Genomic DNA, 18,601 nt, shown 5'->3' with positions numbered 1-18,601 from the left:
CCCCGAGGAGCCCCCTGTGCCCACCGAACCGCTGTCCGCGCGCGACGTCGAGGCCGGACTGGGCGAACTGCCCGGCTGGCGGCTGGAGGGTGACCGGATCACCCGTACCTACCGGCTGCCCTCCCACTTCGCCGCCGCCGCGCTGACCGTCCACATCGCCCGGATCCAGGACGAGCTCAATCACCACGCGGACCTGACGCTGGGCTACGACACCGTGGCCCTCTCCGTGCACACGCACGACGCGGGTGGTGCCGTGACGAAGAAGGACCTCGGACTCGCCGCCCGGATCGAGGCCGCCGCCCCCGCGCACGGTGCGGAATAGGACCGCGGGAACGCGACGGCGCCCCCACCGCGCGTACGGAGGTGGGGGCGCCGTCGGACGGGACAGGCGCGGATCAGGCGCCGGCGCTGAAGTCGGCCGGGTCGGGGCCGAGGCGCTTGCCCTCGTCGAGAGCGGCGAAGGCGGCGAGGTCGTCGGCGTCCAGCTCGAAGTCGAAGACGTCGATGTTCTCCGCGATCCGCGACGGCGTCACGGACTTCGGGATCACCACGTGGCCGGTCTGCAGGTGCCAGCGGAGCACTGCCTGGGCGGGGGTCCTGCCGTGCTTGTGCGCGACGGCGGCCACCGTCGGGACCTCCAGGAGGCCCCTGCCCGAGCCCAGCGGTGACCAGGCCTCGGTGACGATGCCGTGCCGGGCGTGGAAGGCGCGCACATCGGCCTGCTGGAGCTGCGGGTGCAGCTCGATCTGGTTGAGCGCGGGGACGACGGACGTCTCTCCCATCAGACGCTCCAGGTGCTCCGGGTGGAAGTTCGACACCCCGATGGACTTCGCGCGGCCGTCGGCGAGGATCCGCTCGAAGGCCTTGTACGTGTCGACGTAGGCGTCCTTGGCCGGCAGGGGCCAGTGGATGAGGTAGAGGTCGACGTAGTCCAGACCGAGCTTGTCCAGCGACGCGTCGAACGCGCGCAGGGTCGAGTCGTGACCCTGCTCGCTGTTCCACAGCTTCGTGGTGACGAAGAGCTCCTCGCGGGGCACTCCGGCGCCGGCGAGGGCCTTTCCGGTGCCCGTCTCGTTCCCGTAGATCGCGGCGGTGTCGATGCTCCGGTACCCGGCCTCCAGGGCCGTGGTCACGGCCGCCGTGGCCTCGTCGTCCGGCACCTGCCAGACACCGAAGCCGAGCTGCGGCATCTCGAGGCCGTTGTTGAGGGTGATGGTGGGGACCTGGCTCACGAGCAGTCGATCCTAACGTTGTGGGGTTGGTACTCCCCGGGACAACGATCGGGGAGCCCCGTGCATTCCCGTCCGCGCAAGTCGGCTGAAACCGGCCGGCCGGACCTGACATGACGTCAGCCCCCGGGGCCGCGGGACTCAGCGGTACAGGGCGTCGACCTCCGCCGAGTACGCCGTCTCGATGGCCTTCCGCTTCAGCTTCAGCGACGGTGTCAGCAGCCCGTGCTCCTCGGTGAACTGGTGCGCCAGTATGCGGAACGTGCGGATCGACTCGGCCTGGGACACGGCGGTGTTCGCGGCGACCACCGCCCGGCGCACCTCCATCTCCAGATCGGGGTCACGCACCAGTTCGGCCGCTCGCATCGGCGTACGGCCCTGCATGGCGAGCCAGTGCTCCACAGCCTCCGTGTCCACGGTCACCAGAGCCGCGATGTAGGGCCGGTCGTTCCCGACGACGATGCACTGGGCGACCAGCGGGTGGGCGCGGACCCGCTCCTCCAGGCCGGCCGGGGCGACGCTCTTGCCACCGGAGGTCACGAGGATCTCCTTCTTGCGCCCGGTGATGGTCAGATAGCCGTCCTCGTCGAGCGACCCCAGGTCGCCGGTGGCCAGCCAGCCGTCGTTCAGCACCGCGTCGGTGGACTTGGGGTCGCCGAGGTAACCGGAGAACACGTTCGCCCCGTGCACCCACACCTCGCCGTCCCGGGCGATGTGCACGGTGGAACCGGGGATCGGCTGGCCCACGGTGCCGTAGCGGGTGCGTTCGGGGGGATTGGCGGTGGCCGCGGCGGTCGTCTCGGTGAGTCCGTAGCCCTCGAAGACGCTCACGCCCGCTCCCGCGAAGAACAGCCCGAGCCGTCTGTCCATCCCGGATCCGCCGGACATCGCGTGCCGCACCCGGCCGCCCATCGCCTCGCGGACCTTGCGGTAGACGACCTTGTCGAAGAACTGGTGCTGCATCCGGAGTCCCGCGGACGGCCCGGGGCCGGTCCCGAAGGCGCGCTCCTCCAGCGTCTCCGCGTACTTCACCGCGATGTCCACGGCCTTGTCGAAGGCGCCGGCCCGGCCCTCGGACTCCGCCTTGCGCCGGGCACCGTTGAAGACCTTCTCGAAGATGTACGGCACGGCGAGGATGAAGGTGGGCCGGAAGGTCACCAGGTCCGGCATGAGCGCCTTCGCCGACAGCTCCGGCTGGTGTCCCAGCTTCACCCGCCCCCGCAGCGCGGCGATCTCCACCATGCGGCCGAAGACGTGGGCCAGCGGCAGGAAGAGCAGCGTGGCCGCCTCCTCCCCGGGCTTCGAGAGGAACACCGGGTGCCAGCGCGAGACCATGGTGTCGGCCTCGAACATGAAGTTGGCGTGGGTGATCACGCAGCCCTTGGGGCGTCCCGTCGTGCCCGAGGTGTAGATCACGGTGGCCACCGACTCGGGGGTCACCGCACGGCGGTGCCGGTGCACCACCTCGTCGTCCACCAGGGTCCCGGCCTCGCGGAGCTCCGTCACCGCGTCGGCGTCCAGCTGCCAGAGCCGCAGGAGGTTCGGCAGCCGGTCGATGACCGAGCCGATGGTCATGGCGTGGTCCTCGTGTTCGACCATGATGGCCACGACCTCCGCGTCGTGGAGCATCCAGAGCACCTGCTCGGCCGACGACGTCGGGTAGACCGGCACCGACTGGGCACCCACGGTCCAGATCGCGAAGTCGAACAGGGTCCACTCGTAGCGCGTACGCGACATGATCGCGACCCGGTCTCCGAACCGGATGCCCTGGGCGATCAGCCCCTTCGCGAGGGCGAGCACCTCGTCGCGGAACGCGGCGGCGGACACGTCGTGCCAGTGCCCCTCCGCGTCCTTGCGGCCGAGGGCCGTCCGCTGGGGGGCCTCCTCCGCGAAGTCGAAGACGGTATCGGCAAGACCGCCGACTAGAGGGGCGGCGGCCATGGGGGGGACGGTGAACTCGCGCAATGACCTGCTCCTTGTGGCGCTCCGCACGGCGCCGCGACGCTACCTCACGGAGCGGGACCACGGGAGGGTCCGAAGTCCCCTGAAATCGTGGCATCCGGCCAGACCGACCGCGTAAATCGGGCCAGATGGGCCGGGCTCGGGCGGACATCCGCGCGAGCGGTAAGTGACTCGGGCGGGAATCTCCACCGAATCCGTACGCGGCACTTACGCCGGTCCGGAGTGCCGGGGGAGGTCCGGACCCCGGTGCAGCCGGTCGCCACTGGCCAGGATCGCGGCCGCGAGGGCGTCGGCCGCTCCCTGCGCGGCGCCGCCGCGCCGCCCGTGCAGCAGCACGAAATCCACATCTCCGAGCTCCGGCAGCCCCGCCCTCGCGGGCACGGGCACGAGCCCGGGGGGAATGAGCCCCCGGGTGTGCGCCATGACCCCCAGGCCCGCGCGCGCGGCCGCGACGAGCGCGCTCAGACTCGCACTCGTGCACGCGAACCGCCAGGACCTGCCGTGCTCCTCCAGCACTTCGAGGGCGCGGGCCCGGGTGATGCCCGGCGGCGGGAAGGCGATCAGCGGCACCGGGCGGTCGGGGTCGACGCGCAGGTGCGGGGCGCCGATCCAGGCGAGGGTGTCGTGCCAGACGAGCTCGCCGTGCGTGTCGCCGGCGCGGCGCTTGGCGAGGACCAGGTCGAGCCGGCCCGCCGCGAGCTGCCGGTGCAGCGTCCCGGACAGCTCCACCGTCAGTTCCAGCTCCACGTCGGGGTGCTCCCGGCGGAAGGACTCCAGGATCTCCGGCAGCCGCGTGAGCACGAAGTCCTCGGACGCGCCGAAGCGCAGCCGCCCGCGCAGCCGGGTCCCGGTGAAGAACGCCGCCGCCCGCTCGTTGGCCTGCAGGATCGTCCGCGCGAAACCCAGCATGGCCTCGCCGTCCTCCGTCAGATCGACGCGGTGCGTGTCCCGGTCGAAGAGCCGGCGCCCGGTCTCCGACTCCAGACGGCGCACGTGCTGGCTCACCGTGGACTGCCGCACGCCGAGTCTGCGGGCCGCCCGGGTGAAGCTCAGGGTCTGCGCGACGGCGAGGAACGTGCGGAGCTGGACGGGGTCGTACATGGTGGCGAGGCTATCGCGATCCGTGATGACAGTCAGTTCGGTATGCCGGATTCCCGATTTCCCGGATGAGGAGCAGGATGGGGAGGCCACGATTCCACCGAGAGAGCACGGAGCACATGAGCCGCCGCACCAGCCGCCGCATCCCCTCGCCGCCGAGCTGGCTGCCGGTCGACCCGTACATACTGGCGCTGATCGGCACGGTGGCTCTCGCGGCCCTGCTGCCCGCCTCGGGGACGGGTGCGGACGTGGCGGGCGGGGCGTCGACCGGGGCGGTCGCCCTGCTCTTCTTCCTCTACGGGGCACGCCTCTCGACCGCGGAGGCGCTCGACGGGCTGAAGCACTGGCGGCTCCACCTCACCGTCCTGGCCTGCACCTTCGTGGTGTTCCCGCTGCTCGGGCTCGCCGGCGAGGGTCTCGTGCCGTACGTCCTGACCCCGCAGCTCCAGGACGGCTTCCTCTTCCTGTGCCTGGTGCCCTCGACCATCCAGTCGTCGATCGCCTTCACCTCGATGGCCCGCGGCAACGTGCCGGCCGCCATCTGCGCGGGCTCGTTCTCCAGCCTGGCCGGGATCGTGCTGACGCCATTGCTGGCAGCGGCGCTGCTCAGCGGCGGCGGGGGAGGTTTCTCCCTGGACGCGCTGGTGAAGATCGTCCTCCAGCTCCTGGTGCCCTTCGTCGCCGGGCAGGTGCTGCGCCGCTGGATCGGGGGCTTCCTCGCCCGGCACCGCAAGGTCCTCGGCCTCGTCGACCGCGGCTCGATCCTGCTCGTCGTCTACACCGCGTTCAGCGAGGGCATGGTCGCCGGAATCTGGCACCAGGTCACCCCGCTGCGGCTCGGCGGGCTCCTCGCGGCGGAGGCCGTCCTGCTGGCCCTGATGCTCACGATCAGCGGGCGGGGGGCGAAACGGCTCGGCTTCGGGCGCGAGGACGCCATCGCCATCCAGTTCGCCGGATCGAAGAAGAGCCTCGCCGCGGGCCTGCCGATGGCCAGCGTCCTGTTCGGCGCGCACGCGAGCCTCGCCGTGCTGCCGCTGATGCTCTTCCACCAGATGCAGCTCATGGTCTGCGCGGTCATCGCGAAGCGCCGCTCACGCGATCCGCTCCCGGGTGACGACACGGTGGCGCGGCAACCCGTCCCGGTGGGCTGAGGCCGGCAGGAGAGGGACCGGCCGGCGCAGGGGGCGCTCCCCGCCGGCCGGACCCCTGCCCCGTGAGGCGGGCGGGTCGTCAGCCCTGGGCCACCGACGCCTCGAGGGCGATGCGATGGTCCCCCGCGTACACGTTCATGGACCGGCCCCGCAGGAAACCGACCAGGGTCAGTCCGCTCTCGGCCGCGAGATCCACGGCCAGCGACGACGGCGCCGAGACCGCCACGAGCATCGGGATCCCGGCCATCACCGCCTTCTGCGCCAGTTCGAAGGAGGCGCGCCCCGACACCAGCAGGATCGCCTGCGAGAGCGGCAGCCGGTCGTCCGTGAGGGCGCGCCCCACCAGCTTGTCGACCGCGTTGTGCCGGCCGACGTCCTCGCGGATGTCCAGCAGTTCGCCCTCCGTCGAGAACAGCGCCGCCGCGTGCAGGCCCCCGGTCCGGTCGAACACCCGCTGCGCCTCGCGCAGCCGGTCGGGGAGAGCGGAGAGCAGTTCGGGTGTCACCCGGACCGGGGGAGTGTCGGAGACGGGATGGCGGGTCGTGGTGCGGACCGCGTCGAGGCTGGCCTTGCCGCACAGGCCGCAGGACGACGTGGTGTACACGTTGCGCTCCAGCGTGATGTCGGGGACCGCGACGCCCGGAGCGAGCTTCACGTCCACCACGTTGTACGTGTTCACACCGTCGGCCGTCGCCCCGGCGCAGTACACGATCGACTGCACCTCGGAGCCCTCACCGATCACGCCCTCGCTCACCAGGAAGCCCGCCGCGAGGGCGAAGTCGTCGCCCGGGGTGCGCATCGTGATGGCGAGAGGCTTGCCGTTCAGCCGGATCTCCAGGGGCTCCTCGGCGACGAGGGTGTCGGGACGGGTCGTGACCGCCCCGTCCCGGATGCGGATGATGCGGCGCCGCTCGGTGACCCGTCCCATAGCCGTCAATCCCGATTCTGTACGTGTTGGAAGCCGAACCGGCCCTTGATACAGAGGTTGCCATGCGTCACCGGGTTGTCGTGCGGCGAGGTGACCTTGACGATCTCGTTGTCCTGCACATGAAGGGTCACGTTGCAGCCCACACCGCAGTACGCGCAGACCGTCGTGGTCTGTGTCTGCGCGGGCTCGTCCCACGTTCCCGCCGCCCGCATGCCGAACTCCGTGCTGAAGGAGAGAGCGCCCGTGGGGCACACCTCGATGCAGTTCCCGCAGAAGACGCAGGCGGAGTCGGGGAGCGCGGCGTCGTGCTCGGTGGAGATGCGGGCGTCGAAACCACGGCCGGAGACGGCGATGGCGAAGGTGTTCTGCCACTGCTCACCACAGGCGTCGACGCACTTGTAGCAGAGGATGCACTTGTCGTAGTCGCGGACGTACAGATCGTTGTCGATCTTCGGCTGCTCGTCCACCCGTGCGGCGTCCTCGCCGAAACGGTCGGGCTTCGCCTCGTACTCCTTGATCCACTCGGCGGCCCGAGGGGTCGTCGAGAGGTCTGTCGAGGAGGCCAGCAGCTCCAGGACCACCTTGCGGCTGTGCTTCGCCCGCTCGGTGTCCGTGCGGACCGTCATGCCCGGCTCGGCCCGCCGGGAGCAGGCGGGGGCGAGCGTGCGGGCACCCTCCACCTCGACCACGCACACCCGGCACGCGTTCTTCGGCGTGAGCGTGTCCCCCTGGCACAGGGTCGGGACGTCGGTGCCGGCCGACCGGCAGGCGTCCAGGATCGTCGAGCCCTCCGGGACCCTGGTCTCCTCGCCGTCCAGCGTGAACGAGACGAGCCGGCGCGGCGGCTGGAGCGGGACAGCGGTCACTTGTAGACCCCCAGACGGTCGATGGCGGATTCCACGGCGTTCCACGCGGTCTGGCCCAGACCGCAGATCGAGGCGTCCCGCATGGCCTGCCCCACCTCCCGCATGAGCGCGATGTCCTCGGCGGCGGCCGCGCCCGTCCGGTCGACGATCCGGTGCAGGGCCTCCTCCTGCCGCACCGTGCCCACCCGGCAGGGCACGCACTGGCCGCACGACTCGTCGCGGAAGAACTCCGCGATGCGCAGGAGCACGCGGGGGAGTTCCACCGTGTCGTCCAGGACCAGGACGACACCCGAGCCGAGGGTCGTCCCCGCGGCGCGCGTCCCCTCGAAGGTGAGCGGGACGTCCAGTTCGTCGGGGCGTACGAAGCCGCCCGCCGCGCCGCCGAGCAGCACGGCCCGCAGGCGCTCGGGCGGCCCCGCGAGGTCGAGCAGGTCCTTGAGGTCCGCGCCGAAGGGCAGCTCGTAGACGCCGGGACGGGCCACCTGGCCCGAGACGCAGAACAGCTTGGTGCCGGTGGACGTCTCCGTCCCCGTCGCCGCGTAGGCGGCGGCCCCGTGCTCCAGGATCGGCAGCACGTTCACGAGCGTCTCGACGTTGTTGACCGCGGTCGGTTTGCCGAAGAGCCCCTTCTCCACGGGGAAGGGCGGTTTGGAGCGCGGCTCACCGCGCTGCCCCTCGATCGAGTTGAAGATCGCGGTCTCCTCGCCGCAGATGTAGGCCCCCGCGCCCCGCCTGATCTCGATGTCGAATGCGTAGCCCTGCCCGAGGACGTCGGGGCCGAGCAGCCCCCTGGCGCGCGCCCGGGTGATCGCGTTGTCGAGCCGCTCGTGCGCGCGGGGGTACTCGCCGCGCAGATACACGAAGCCCCGCTGGGCGCCGATGGCGTATCCGGCGATCGTCATGGCCTCGATCAGGGCGAACGGGTCGCCCTCCATCAGCACCCGGTCCTTGAAGGTGCCGGGCTCGCTCTCGTCCGCGTTGCAGACCAGGTAGTGCGGGCCGTCCGCCTGCTGGGCGGTGGCCTGCCACTTGCGTCCGGTCGGGAACGCGGCGCCGCCCCGGCCGACGAGCCCGGCGTCGAGGACCTCTCGGATCACTCCGGCGGGACCGAGCGCGAAGGCACGGCGCAGGGCGGAGTAGCCCCCGGTGGCGCGGTAGTCGTCCAGGGACTCGGGGTCCACGGTGCCGATACGCCGCAGGAGGACGAGGGCGGGATCCCCGGCCTGCGGAACCGCCGCCGCGGCGGCCGGCTCCGCGGGTGCCTCCCGGGGGGAGCGTGCCGCGGCGGCCAGGGCGGGCGCGGTGGCGGGGGCGACGACGGCGCTGTGGCGAAGGGTCTCACCGGAGGCCGGGCCTTCCGTGCCGTCGGCTCCCGCGCCGGACGGCTCGGCGCCGGCCTGGAGCAGCAGCGCCGCCGGCGCCCGTTCGCACAGCCCCAGACAGGGGCTCTCCTGCCAGACCGCACCCTCGGCCGGGGTGCCCGGCGGGCCCAGCCGGTCGGTGAGGTCCGCGCACACGGCCGCCGAACCGCGGGCCGCGCAGGCCAGGTCCGTGCAGACGTGGAGCACCTTCGCCGGGCGGGGGCGTACGGAGAACATGGCGTAGAACGTCGCCACGCCGTACGCCTCGGCCGGCGGGACGGTCAGCCGCCGGCAGATGTAGTTCAGCGCGCCCTCGCTGATCCAGCCCACCCGGTCGTTCACCGTGTGCAGCGCGGGGAGCAGCTGGTCGCGGCGGTCCTTGGCCGCCCAGGCGCCGCCCCTGGCCCAGCGCAGGTCCTCGTCCGTGCGCTCGGCGCCGCCCTCCCAGCCGGACGGCGGCGCCCCCAACAGGGCGTCCACCGCCTCGCGTTCGGCATCGGAGGGGGCGGCGTCGGTGTACCTCAGGTCCATGCGGGCACCAGCTTCTCTATCCGGACTGCGGAGGCCTTGAACTCGGCGGTGCCCGCGATCGGGCAGTTCGCCTCGATGGTCAGCTGGTTCGTGTCCACCTCGTCGGGGAAGTGCATCGTCATGAACGCCAGGCCGGGGCGCAGCGCGGGGTCGATCCAGACGGGGGCGGTGACGCTGCCCCGCCGGGACGAGACCCGTACCTCCTCGCCACGCTCGACGCCGTAGGTCTCCGCGTCCTCCGGGCAGAGCTCGATGTACTCGCCACGGCGCAGCGGAGAGGCATAACTCCCGCTCTGCACACCCGTGTTGTACGAGTCGAGGCGCCGTCCCGTGGTCAGCCGCAGCGGGTAGGCCTCGTCGGTGAGGTCGACCGGCGGGTCGTGCTGCACCAGGCCGAACGGGGCGGCCGGGCCGCGCCGCTCCGGATCGGTCTCCCAGAGCCTCGCGTGCAGGAAGCCCGAGGGCAGCTTCTCCGTGTCCGGGCAGGGCCACTGGAGTCCCTGGTGCTCGGCCAGCCGCTCGTACGTCATCCCGAAGTGGTCGGGGGACAGGGAGCGCAGCTCGTTCCAGACGGTCTCGGCGTCCTCGAACTTCCAGTCGTGGCCCAGGCGTCCGGCCATCGCGCAGATGATGTCGATGTCCTCGCGGGCCTCGCCCGGCGGGGTGAGCGCGGCGCGGACCCGCTGCACCCGGCGCTCGCTGTTCGTGGTGGTCCCGTCGGTCTCGGCCCAGGCGGCCGTGGCCGGCAGGACGACGTCGGCCAGTTCGGCGGTCTTCGTCAGGAAGATGTCCTGCACCACCAGGTGGTCCAGAGCCCGCAGCCGGCGCACCGCCTGGTCGCTGTCGGCCTCCGACTGGGCGGGGTTCTCCCCGATGCAGTACACCGCCCGCAGCTCGCCGGTCTCCATCGCCTCGAACATCTCGGTCAGCGTCTTGCCGTACCTGGGCTGGATGACGGTGTCCCAGGACAGCTCGAACTTCCGCCGTACGGGTGGGTCGAGGATGTCCTGGAAGCCGGGCAGCCGGTTGGGGATGGCCCCCATGTCGCCGCCGCCCTGCACGTTGTTCTGTCCGCGCAGGGGCTGGACCCCGGAGCCGTAGCGTCCGACGTGCCCGGTGAGCAGGCTGAGATTGATCAGCGCGCGGACGTTGTCGGTGCCGTTGTGGTGCTCCGTGATGCCCAGGGTCCAGCAGAGCTGGGCGCGTTCGGCGGTGGCGTAGGCGTGGGCCAGGTCCCGGATCGCCTCGGCCGGGACCCCGGTGACCTTCTCGGCGGCGCTCAGGGTCCAGGGCTCGACGAGGGCCGCGTACTCCTCGAATCCGCTCGTCGCGCGGTCCACGAAGGCACGGTTCACCAGCCCGGCGTGGATGATCTCGCGGCCGATTGCGTGCGCGAGCGGTATGTCGGTGCCGACGTCGAGTCCGAGCCAGCTCTCCGCCCATTCGGCGGTCGAGGTGCGGCGCGGGTCGACGGCGTGCATCCGGGCGCCGTTGCGGATGCCCTTGAGCACGTGCTGGAAGAAGATCGGGTGTGCGAAGCGGGCGTTGGAGCCCCACATCACGATCAGGTCGGTGTGCTCCACCTCCTCGTAGGACGAGGTGCCGCCGCCGGATCCGAAGGCGGCGGAGAGACCGGCGACGCTCGGCGCGTGACACGTCCGGTTGCACGAGTCCACGTTGTTCGTGCCCATCACGACCCGGGTGAACTTCTGCGCCACGTAGTTCATCTCGTTGGTGGCGCGCGCGCAGGACAGCATCGCGAAGGCGTCGGGCCCGTGACCCTCCCGGGTGCGCCGGAAGCCCTCGGCCGCCCTGGTCAGAGCCTCGTCCCAGCTCGCGCGGCGCAGCACCCCGTCGTCGGAGCGGACGAGGGGGTGGGTGAGGCGTTCGTACGTCTTCGGCTGCCGGCCCGCGCGCTTCCCGCCGGGTTTCCTGCCGCCTGTGCGTTCGCTGGTCATGGTGCGCTCCCTGCTGGGGCCGAGGAGGTGGTGGCGAGGAGATCCGCGAGCGCGTGCACGGCGCGCAGCGTCGGTACGGGCGTGCCGGCCAGATCGGCCAGCTCGACGACGGCCGCGAGCAGCACGTCGAGTTCGAGGGGTTTGCCCTTCTCCAGGTCCTGGAGGGTGGAGGTCTTGTGGTCGCCGACGCGCTCGGCACCCGCGATGCGCCGCTCCACGGAGATCTCGGGCCGGCAGCCGACGGCCGCGGCGACGTCGAGGGTCTCGCGCATCATCGACTCCACGAGAGCGCGGGTGTCCGGATGGCGGCAGATCTGGCCCATGGTGGCGCGGGCCAGCGCGCTGATGGGGTTGAAGGAGATGTTGCCGAGCAGTTTGATCCAGATGTCCTTGCGCAGATCGGACTCCACGGGGCACTTCAGCCCGCCCGCGACCATGGCCTCGCTGAAGTCCAGACAGCGGCTCGACACCGTCAGGTCCGGCTCGCCGATGGAGAACCGGGTGCCTTCGAGGTGGCGCACGACGCCGGGTGCCTCGATCTCGGTGGCGGCGTAGACCACGCATCCGATGGCGCGTTCGGGCGGGAGGGTGGCACTGACCGAGCCGGCCGGGTCGACGCTGTCGAGCCGGCGCCCGGTGTAAGGGCCCGTCAGGCCGTGGAAGTACCACCAGGGGATGCCGTTCTGAGCGGCGATCACCGCTGTGTTCTCGTGCATCAGCGGGTGGACCAGGGGGCCCGACGCGGCGTACGAGTTGGCCTTCAGGCCCAGGAACACGTAGTCGACCGGACCGACGTCCGTCGGGTCGTCGGTCGCGGCGGGACGTGCGGTGAAGTCACCGCGGGGGCTGAGCACGCGCACGCCGTCGCGGCGCATCGCCGCCAGGTGCGGGCCCCGGGCGATGAGGTGGACCTCGGCGCCTGCGCGGTGGAGCGCGGCCCCGACATAGGCACCGATGGCTCCGGCACCGACAACTGCGACTTTCACGGGGCTCTCCGTTCGGTGAGAGGACCGAGCGAGGGTGTCAAGTCGACAGAATATTGTCTACAGTATGCCGTCGGAGGCGGTCAATACTCGTGACAGCGAGTGCCTTCTCCGTCCGCGTTTCCGGCATGCCGACGGTGTGTCGGCGCGGGTTCCCGGTGGGCTGTTCGAGACGCTCCAACCCCGGGCCCTTAATCCTGTGGGATCACGTGCCCCTGTACCGATCGGTAGCAACCAAGACTGGACAGTTCCTGCCAGACGTAGCGAGGGGAACCCGTACATGACCGGCTCACGTGTCTTGGCGCTCGGCCACTACCAGCCCGCCAAGGTCCTCACCAACCAGGACCTCGCGGCGATGGTCGACACCAGCGACGAGTGGATCACCAGCCGTGTCGGCATCAGGACCCGTCACGTGGGCGGCCCGGACGAACCCGTGGACGAGCTGGCCGCACACGCGGCCGCCAAGGCGCTGGCGGCCGCGGGACTGCAGCCGGCGGACATCGACATGGTCCTCGTCGCCACCTCCACCGCGATCGACCGCTCGCCGAGCATGTCCGCCCGGGTCGCGGCGCGGCTGGGCCTGGGATCGCCCGCGGTGATGGACATCAACGTGGTCTGCTCCGGTTTCACCCACGCGCTCGCCACCGCCGACCACGCGATCCGGGCCGGTGCCGCCGAACGCGTGCTCGTCATCGGCGCGGACAAGATGGGTGACATCGTCGACTGGACCGACCGCTCCACCTGCGTGCTGATGGGCGACGGCGCGGGTGCCGCCGTCGTGACCGCGGACCCGGGCGCCGGCGACCGGCCCGGAATCGGGCCCGTCCTGTGGGGTTCGGTGCCCGGTATGGGCAACGCCGTGCGGATCGAGGGCACGCCCCCGCGGTTCGCCCAGGAAGGCCAGTCCGTCTACCGGTGGGCGACCACGCAACTGCCCCCGATCGCCCGCAAGGTCTGCGAGCGCGCCGGTGTCACTCCCGAGGAACTCGCCGCCGTGGTGCTGCACCAGGCGAACCTGAGGATCATCGAACCCGTCGCCAGGAAGATCGGCGCCGTCAACGCCGTGATCGCCAAGGACGTCGTGGATTCGGGCAACACCTCCGCGGCCTCGATCCCGATGGCGCTGTCCAAGCTGGTGGAGCGGGGAGAGGTGGAGAGCGGGGCGCCGGTCCTGCTGTTCGGGTTCGGCGGCAACCTCTCGTACGCGGGTCAGGTGATCCGCTGCCCGTGATCCCCCCGCGGGTGATCCGCTGCCCGTGATCCCCCCGCGGGCGATCCGCTGCCCGTGATCACCCCACGGAGGCATTGTGCTCGGTAGACTGTAGACGATAAGCAATGGCTGCCCGGGCGCCCGGAGGGGGACCGCGATGTTGTCCGCAGGACTGCCGCAAGGAACGGTGCCGAGGCTGGAACGGCCCGGACCACTGCGCGAGCGCGTCTACGAGGCGCTCCTCGAGCTGATCACCACGCGGGCCCTCAGGCCCGGCCAGCACCTCGTGGAGAGTGAACTGGCCGGGCACCTGGGCGTATCGCGGCAGCCCGTGCGCGAGGCGCTGCAGCGGCTCAACACCGAGGGCTGGGTCGATCTGCGCCCCGCGCAGGGGGCGTTCGTCCACGAGCCCACCGAGGAGGAGGCCGACCAGCTCCTCTCGGTGCGCACGCTGCTGGAGGCCGAGGCCGCCAGGCTCGCCGCCGCCCACTCCGGCCGGCCCGGCATCGAGGCCCTGGAGGAGCTCTGCTCCCAGGGTGAGCGCGCCGTCGCCGCCGACGACGTGGACCTCGCCGTCGCCACGAACGCCGCGTTCCACGCGAAGGTCATGGAACTGGCGGGCAACGTCGTCCTGTCCGAACTCGCGGCGCAGGTGGACCGGCGGGTCCGCTGGTACTACACGCCGGTGGCCCGCCAGCGTGGTACCCAGTCCTGGATCGAGCACCGCGCTCTCATCGCCGCGATCGCCGACCGGGACGAACAGCGGGCCACCGAGGTCATGCGGGCCCACACCGAACACACCCGTCAGACCTACCACCGCCGCGAGCAGGCCTGACCGCCAGGGGTACCTCACATCGACGAAGGCCGGGGCCGGAGCCCCGGCCTTCGTCGCGTTTCCGGCCGCCCGCGTCCCGGGCCGCCGAAAGGCCCGTTCACGTGCGCCGCCCCTTCTCGGCCGCATCTTTGTCCTGAGTGTGGAGAAAGTTGGAGCGGATTCGTGCGCAACTTCTTCCCACTCGGGTAAACCGCTGCTACGTTCCCCTCGAAAGCCCGACGGACTGGCCGATGTGGCGGGGAGGGACGCGTGAGACGTATGACGGCACGACCCGCGAACACGCACCAGGCACGGCTGCTCCGGCTGTTGCGGGACGGGGGGCCCAACTCCCGCGCACAGCTGGGTGACCAGGTCGACCTCTCGCGGTCCAAGCTCGCCGTCGAGGTGGACCGGCTCCTGGAGACCGGGCTCGTCGTCGCCGACGGACTCGCCGCCTCGCGCGGCGGACGCCGTTCCCACAACATCAGGCTCGCCCCCGAACTGCGCTTCCTCGGGGTCGACATCGGCGCGACGTCCGTGGACGTCGCCGTCACCAACGCTGAGCTGGAGGTCCTCGGACACCTCAACCACCCGATGGACGTACGCGAGGGACCCGTCGCCATCTTCGAGCAGGTGCTGTCCATGGCGGCCAAGCTGCGGGCCTCCGGGCTCGCCGAAGGGTTCGACGGCGCGGGCATCGGAGTACCGGGACCGGTCCGCTTCCCCGAGGGTGTGCCGGTCGCACCCCCGATCATGCCGGGCTGGGACGGTTTCCCGGTCCGCGAGGCGCTCAGTCAGGAGCTCGGCTGCCCCGTCATGGTCGACAACGATGTGAACCTGATGGCGATGGGCGAGCAGCACGCGGGCGTGGCCCGCTCCGTCGGCGACTTCCTGTGCATCAAGATCGGCACGGGTATCGGCTGCGGCATCGTCGTGGGCGGCGAGGTCTACCGCGGTACGACGGGCAGTGCCGGGGACATCGGGCACATCCAGGTGGAACCCGACGGGCGCGCCTGCGCCTGCGGCAACCGCGGCTGTCTGGAAGCCCACTTCAGCGGCGCGGCCCTGGCCCGCGACGCCGAGGACGCCGCCCGAGCCGGTCTGTCCGCCGAACTGGCGGCCCGACTGGACTCGGCCGGCAGGCTCACGGCCGTCGACGTGGCGGCCGCCGCGGCGGCGGGTGACCCCACCGCCCTCGACCTGATCCGCGAGGGCGGCAACCGGGTCGGCCAGGTCATCGCGGGACTCGTCAGCTTCTTCAACCCGGGCCTCGTCGTGATCGGCGGCGGGGTGACCGGCCTCGGCCACAACCTCCTGGCCAGCGTCCGCACCCAGGTCTACCGGCAGTCCCTGCCGCTGGCCACCGGCAACCTCCCCATCGTCCTCGGTGAACTGGGGCCCGTCGCCGGGGTGACCGGCGCGGCCAGGCTCATCAGCGACCACCTGTTCTCACCGGCCTGATGCCGGAACCGGTGCGCCGGACGGCAGTCGACCGGCATCCACCGCGGTGAGCGGCCCCGACCGTCCGTACGACCCGGCCGCCCGGCACGCAGTACCACGCACGGCAAGCACGACTGGTATCACCCGCACCGTCCGCACCACGCACGGCAAGCACGACCGGTATCACCCGCACCGTCCGCACCACGCGCGGCAAGCACCACCCGCACCTCGCACGGCAGCACGGCACGCACCACACAGCTACTCCCGTCAGCAGTACGGCACCGCCGGCACTGCGCCCCTGCCCGCTCACCGGCCCTCCCCGGGCGCTCGGCTCGTCCGAGCAGGGGAGACCCCATTCGCCGAGGGGAATCGTCATGGCACCAGAACCACCCCTGCTCACCATGTCCGGCATCACCAAGTCGTTCCCCGGAGTCCGCGCCCTCGACGGCGTCGACCTCGAGGTCCAGGCCGGCGAAGTCCACTGCCTCCTCGGCCAGAACGGTGCCGGAAAGTCCACCCTGATCAAGGTGCTGGCCGGGGCCCACCAGCCCGACGACGGCGCCATCACCTGGAGCGGTGAACCGGTCCAGCTCTCCTCGCCGATCACCGCGATGCGCCTGGGCATCGCCACCATCTACCAGGAACTCGACCTGGTCGAGGGGCTGTCGGTCGCCGAGAACGTCTTCCTCGGCCACGAGCCCACCAGCGCCGGCTTCGTCGTCCGCACCCGTGAGGGCCGCACCATGGCGGCCGCGCTCCTGAAGCGGCTCGGGCACCCGGAGATCGACCCGGCCCGCGCTGTCGGGGATCTCTCGGCGGCGCACCAGCAGATCGTCTCCATGGCCCGGGCCCTCTCCCACGACGTACGCCTCATCGTGATGGACGAGCCCTCCGCGGCGCTCGACCCTGACGAGGTCAACAACCTCTTCCGCATCGTTGACAGCCTCACCGCCCAAGGCGTGGCCGTCGTCTACATCTCCCACCGGCTGGAGGAGATCCGCCGCATCGGCGACCGCGTGACCGTGCTCAAGGACGGCAGAGCCGTCGCCGTCGGTCTCCCCGCCAAGTCCACCCCCACGCGCGACATCGTCGCCATGATGACCGGCCGCAATATCGAGTACGTCTTCCCCGAGCGGCCCGCGCCCGGCACCGCGCACACCTCCGACGAACCCGTCCTGAGGGTCGAAGGCCTCAGCCGCGAGGGCGAGTTCGAACCGGTGGACCTGGAACTGAGGCCCGGCGAGATCGTCGGCCTGGCCGGGCTCGTGGGCTCCGGGCGCTCCGAGATCCTGGAGACCGTCTACGGCGCCCGCAAGCCGACCTCGGGACGCGTCCTGGTCGCCGGTACGCCGTTGCGGTCCGGCAGCGTACGGGCCGCGGTGGCGGCGGGAATCGGCCTGGCACCCGAGGAACGCAAGGCCCAGGCCCTGCTGCTGACCGAATCGGTCACCCGCAACGTCTCCGTCTCCTCGCTCTCCCGCTTCGCCCGCGCCGGCTGGATCGACCGGGGCGCGGAACGCAAGGCCGCCAGGGCGGCGACCCGGGAGCTCTCCCTGCGGCCGGACAACCCGGACGCCGCGGTGCGCACCCTGTCGGGCGGCAACCAGCAGAAGGCGGTACTCGCCCGCTGGCTGCTCCGGGGATGCAAGGTCCTGCTGCTCGACGAACCCACCCGCGGCGTCGACGTCGGTGCCCGCGCCGAGCTCTACGCCGTGATCCGCCGGCTGGCCGACGAAGGCCTCGCCGTTCTGCTCGTCTCCAGCGAAGTGCCCGAAGTGCTGGGCCTCGCCGACCGGGTGCTGGTGCTCCGGGAGGGTCGTGTCGTGCACACGGCCGATGCCAGGGAGCTCGACGAGCACCGTGTACTCGACCTCGTCATGGAAGGGAGCCCGACGTCATGACACAGCCCGCACCGTCGGCGCAGCACCACGGGCCGGACAAGGGAGCCGTCGCCGGCCCCGCGGCCGCGCCGCCCTCGAAGCAGAGCGGCGGCCTGCGCGCACTCGGCCTGCGCGCCGATGTACGGAACCTGTCGCTGCTCGGCGTCCTCGCCGTACTGATAGCCGTCGGCGGTTTCACCGAACCGGACGCGTTCCTGGACTCCGGGAACCTCCAGCTGATCCTGACGCAGTCCTCCGTCATCGGGGTCGTGACCGTCGGCGTCACCTTCGTGATCATCAGTGGGGGCATCGACCTGTCCGTCGGTGCGATGGTCGCCCTCGCCTCCGTCTGGGCGACGACACTCGCCACCCAGGAGTACGGCTTCGTGGGCATCCTGTTCACGGCCGTGGTCGTCGGACTCGGGGCCGGCCTGGTCAACGGAGTGCTGATCGCCTACGGTCGCCTGGTCCCGTTCATCGCGACGCTCGCCATGCTCGCCTCGGCGCGCGGCCTGGCCCTGCTGCTCACCGATGGCAAGACGCAGATCGTCACCGTCCAGTCGGTGCTGGACCTGGGGCTTCCCAAAACCTACGTCCTGGGTATCCCGCCCCTGGTCCTCATCTTCGCCGCGGTGATCGTGGCGGGCTGGCTGATCCTGAACCGGACGACGTTCGGACGCCGCACGGTCGCCGTCGGCGGCAACGCGGAAGCGGCACGGCTCGCCGGCATCGACGTGCGCCGCCAGCGCCTCTACCTCTACCTGATGTCCGGCCTGTGCTGCGGCATCGCCGCCTTCATGCTGGTGATCCTGTCCGGATCGGGCCAGAACACCAACGGCAACCTCTACGAGCTCGACGCCATCGCCGCCGCGATCATCGGCGGCACCCTCCTGAGCGGCGGCCGGGGCACCATCGTCGGATCGGTGCTCGGAGTCCTGGTGTTCACCACGATCACCAACATCTTCGCGCTCAACAACCTGCAGAGCGACGTCCAGCAGATCGCCAAGGGCGCCATCATCGTCGCCGCCGTCCTCGTCCAGAGCCGCACCCTGCGCGGCGGCGAGACCTGAGCGTCCCGGCCGTGACGCAGCACTGATGACCCACCGCTGTTCCGCACACCCCGCTGTTCCGCACACCCCGCTGTTCCGCACACCCCGCTGTTCCGTACACACCGCACCGGATGAAGGGTT

General features: G+C 71.4%; 15 protein-coding genes. 7 read left to right on the top strand and 8 right to left on the bottom strand.

From position 1 onward, the window contains the following. Nucleotides 1-16: 16 nt before the first annotated feature. Nucleotides 17-322 (top strand): 4a-hydroxytetrahydrobiopterin dehydratase, encoded by a 306-nt coding sequence (locus ACFYY2_RS13840; RefSeq protein WP_388741584.1) that lies wholly within the window; start codon nucleotides 17-19, stop codon nucleotides 320-322. 73 nt (nucleotides 323-395) lie between these two features. Here the strand turns inward: ACFYY2_RS13840 and ACFYY2_RS13835 are convergent, their stop codons facing one another. From ACFYY2_RS13835 to ACFYY2_RS13825, 3 genes are all read right to left on the bottom strand, one after another. Then, nucleotides 396-1,232: an aldo/keto reductase gene (locus tag ACFYY2_RS13835; RefSeq protein ID WP_388741581.1), complete on the bottom strand. Its 837-nt coding sequence runs from the start codon at nucleotides 1,230-1,232 to the stop codon at nucleotides 396-398. 138 nt (nucleotides 1,233-1,370) lie between these two features. Further along, complete coding sequence (locus ACFYY2_RS13830) at nucleotides 1,371-3,170, bottom strand: AMP-dependent synthetase/ligase (protein ID WP_388742414.1); 1,800 nt, start codon at nucleotides 3,168-3,170, stop codon at nucleotides 1,371-1,373. Nucleotides 3,171-3,398: 228 nt separating this feature from the next. Beyond that, nucleotides 3,399-4,292 carry a LysR substrate-binding domain-containing protein gene (locus ACFYY2_RS13825; RefSeq protein WP_388741578.1) on the bottom strand — a complete coding sequence of 298 codons (894 nt, stop codon included), beginning with the start codon at nucleotides 4,290-4,292 and terminating at the stop codon, nucleotides 3,399-3,401. A 116-nt stretch (nucleotides 4,293-4,408) separates the two neighbouring features. Here ACFYY2_RS13825 and ACFYY2_RS13820 point away from each other — a divergent pair, with 116 nt between their 5' ends. After that, nucleotides 4,409-5,440 (top strand): bile acid:sodium symporter family protein, encoded by a 1,032-nt coding sequence (locus ACFYY2_RS13820; protein WP_388741576.1) that lies wholly within the window; start codon nucleotides 4,409-4,411, stop codon nucleotides 5,438-5,440. A gap of 79 nt (nucleotides 5,441-5,519) precedes the next feature. Here ACFYY2_RS13820 and fdhD read toward each other — a convergent pair whose 3' ends face one another. Genes fdhD through ACFYY2_RS13795 form a run of 5 tightly spaced genes read right to left on the bottom strand, consistent with a single transcriptional unit; the run spans nucleotide 5,520 to nucleotide 12,070 of the window. After that, nucleotides 5,520-6,368, bottom strand: a complete 849-nt coding sequence (gene fdhD, locus ACFYY2_RS13815) for a formate dehydrogenase accessory sulfurtransferase FdhD (RefSeq protein ID WP_388741573.1) — start codon at nucleotides 6,366-6,368, stop codon at nucleotides 5,520-5,522. Nucleotides 6,369-6,373: 5 nt separating this feature from the next. Continuing rightward, on the bottom strand, nucleotides 6,374-7,234 hold the full coding sequence (locus ACFYY2_RS13810) for a 2Fe-2S iron-sulfur cluster-binding protein (RefSeq protein ID WP_388741571.1): 861 nt from the start codon (nucleotides 7,232-7,234) through the stop codon (nucleotides 6,374-6,376). Next, entirely contained in the window at nucleotides 7,231-9,126 is a 1,896-nt protein-coding gene (locus ACFYY2_RS13805; RefSeq protein ID WP_388741568.1) for an NAD(P)H-dependent oxidoreductase subunit E, read from the bottom strand. Before ACFYY2_RS13805 ends, ACFYY2_RS13810 begins: the two co-directional genes overlap by 4 nt. Then, nucleotides 9,117-11,084 (bottom strand): molybdopterin oxidoreductase family protein, encoded by a 1,968-nt coding sequence (locus tag ACFYY2_RS13800; RefSeq protein ID WP_388741566.1) that lies wholly within the window; start codon nucleotides 11,082-11,084, stop codon nucleotides 9,117-9,119. Before ACFYY2_RS13800 ends, ACFYY2_RS13805 begins: the two co-directional genes overlap by 10 nt. Continuing rightward, entirely contained in the window at nucleotides 11,081-12,070 is a 990-nt protein-coding gene (locus ACFYY2_RS13795; RefSeq protein WP_388741564.1) for a 2-dehydropantoate 2-reductase, read from the bottom strand. The genes ACFYY2_RS13800 and ACFYY2_RS13795 overlap by 4 nt, the downstream gene beginning before the upstream one ends. Before the next feature lie 277 nt (nucleotides 12,071-12,347). Between ACFYY2_RS13795 and ACFYY2_RS13790 the strand changes: the two genes are divergently transcribed. From ACFYY2_RS13790 to ACFYY2_RS13770, 5 genes are all read left to right on the top strand, one after another. Further along, nucleotides 12,348-13,298 carry a beta-ketoacyl-ACP synthase III gene (locus tag ACFYY2_RS13790; protein WP_388741562.1) on the top strand — a complete coding sequence of 317 codons (951 nt, stop codon included), beginning with the start codon at nucleotides 12,348-12,350 and terminating at the stop codon, nucleotides 13,296-13,298. A 136-nt stretch (nucleotides 13,299-13,434) separates the two neighbouring features. Next, on the top strand, nucleotides 13,435-14,112 hold the full coding sequence (locus ACFYY2_RS13785) for a GntR family transcriptional regulator (RefSeq protein WP_329041827.1): 678 nt from the start codon (nucleotides 13,435-13,437) through the stop codon (nucleotides 14,110-14,112). Between the two features lie 258 nt (nucleotides 14,113-14,370). Next, a complete protein-coding gene (locus tag ACFYY2_RS13780) occupies nucleotides 14,371-15,552 on the top strand; it encodes an ROK family transcriptional regulator (RefSeq protein ID WP_327112629.1) in 1,182 nt (393 codons plus the stop codon). Between the two features lie 353 nt (nucleotides 15,553-15,905). Continuing rightward, on the top strand, nucleotides 15,906-17,432 hold the full coding sequence (locus ACFYY2_RS13775; RefSeq protein WP_388741558.1) for a sugar ABC transporter ATP-binding protein: 1,527 nt from the start codon (nucleotides 15,906-15,908) through the stop codon (nucleotides 17,430-17,432). Next, nucleotides 17,429-18,481 (top strand): ABC transporter permease, encoded by a 1,053-nt coding sequence (locus ACFYY2_RS13770; protein WP_388741555.1) that lies wholly within the window; start codon nucleotides 17,429-17,431, stop codon nucleotides 18,479-18,481. The genes ACFYY2_RS13775 and ACFYY2_RS13770 overlap by 4 nt, the downstream gene beginning before the upstream one ends. Nucleotides 18,482-18,601 lie beyond the last annotated feature (120 nt).

This window comes from Streptomyces sp. NPDC001822, assembly GCF_042892135.1.
Classification (GTDB): domain Bacteria; phylum Actinomycetota; class Actinomycetes; order Streptomycetales; family Streptomycetaceae; genus Streptomyces.
The sequence above is the reverse complement of the archived record's forward strand: the minus strand, read 5'-3'. Positions and strand labels throughout refer to the sequence as shown.

What these genes read in the sequence shown, in the direction of transcription:
- ACFYY2_RS13830 (WP_388742414.1), bottom strand. Translation starts at nt 3,170, where the DNA reads ATGGCCGCCGCCCCTCTAGTCGGCGGTCTTGCCGATACCGTCTTCGAC.
- ACFYY2_RS13825 (WP_388741578.1), bottom strand. Translation starts at nt 4,292, where the DNA reads ATGTACGACCCCGTCCAGCTCCGCACGTTCCTCGCCGTCGCGCAGACC.
- ACFYY2_RS13820 (WP_388741576.1), top strand. Translation starts at nt 4,409, where the DNA reads ATGAGCCGCCGCACCAGCCGCCGCATCCCCTCGCCGCCGAGCTGGCTG.
- fdhD (WP_388741573.1), bottom strand. Translation starts at nt 6,368, where the DNA reads ATGGGACGGGTCACCGAGCGGCGCCGCATCATCCGCATCCGGGACGGG.
- ACFYY2_RS13805 (WP_388741568.1), bottom strand. Translation starts at nt 9,126, where the DNA reads ATGGACCTGAGGTACACCGACGCCGCCCCCTCCGATGCCGAACGCGAG.
- ACFYY2_RS13800 (WP_388741566.1), bottom strand. Translation starts at nt 11,084, where the DNA reads ATGACCAGCGAACGCACAGGCGGCAGGAAACCCGGCGGGAAGCGCGCG.
- ACFYY2_RS13790 (WP_388741562.1), top strand. Translation starts at nt 12,348, where the DNA reads ATGACCGGCTCACGTGTCTTGGCGCTCGGCCACTACCAGCCCGCCAAG.
- ACFYY2_RS13785 (WP_329041827.1), top strand. Translation starts at nt 13,435, where the DNA reads ATGTTGTCCGCAGGACTGCCGCAAGGAACGGTGCCGAGGCTGGAACGG.
- ACFYY2_RS13780 (WP_327112629.1), top strand. Translation starts at nt 14,371, where the DNA reads ATGACGGCACGACCCGCGAACACGCACCAGGCACGGCTGCTCCGGCTG.
- ACFYY2_RS13775 (WP_388741558.1), top strand. Translation starts at nt 15,906, where the DNA reads ATGGCACCAGAACCACCCCTGCTCACCATGTCCGGCATCACCAAGTCG.
- ACFYY2_RS13770 (WP_388741555.1), top strand. Translation starts at nt 17,429, where the DNA reads ATGACACAGCCCGCACCGTCGGCGCAGCACCACGGGCCGGACAAGGGA.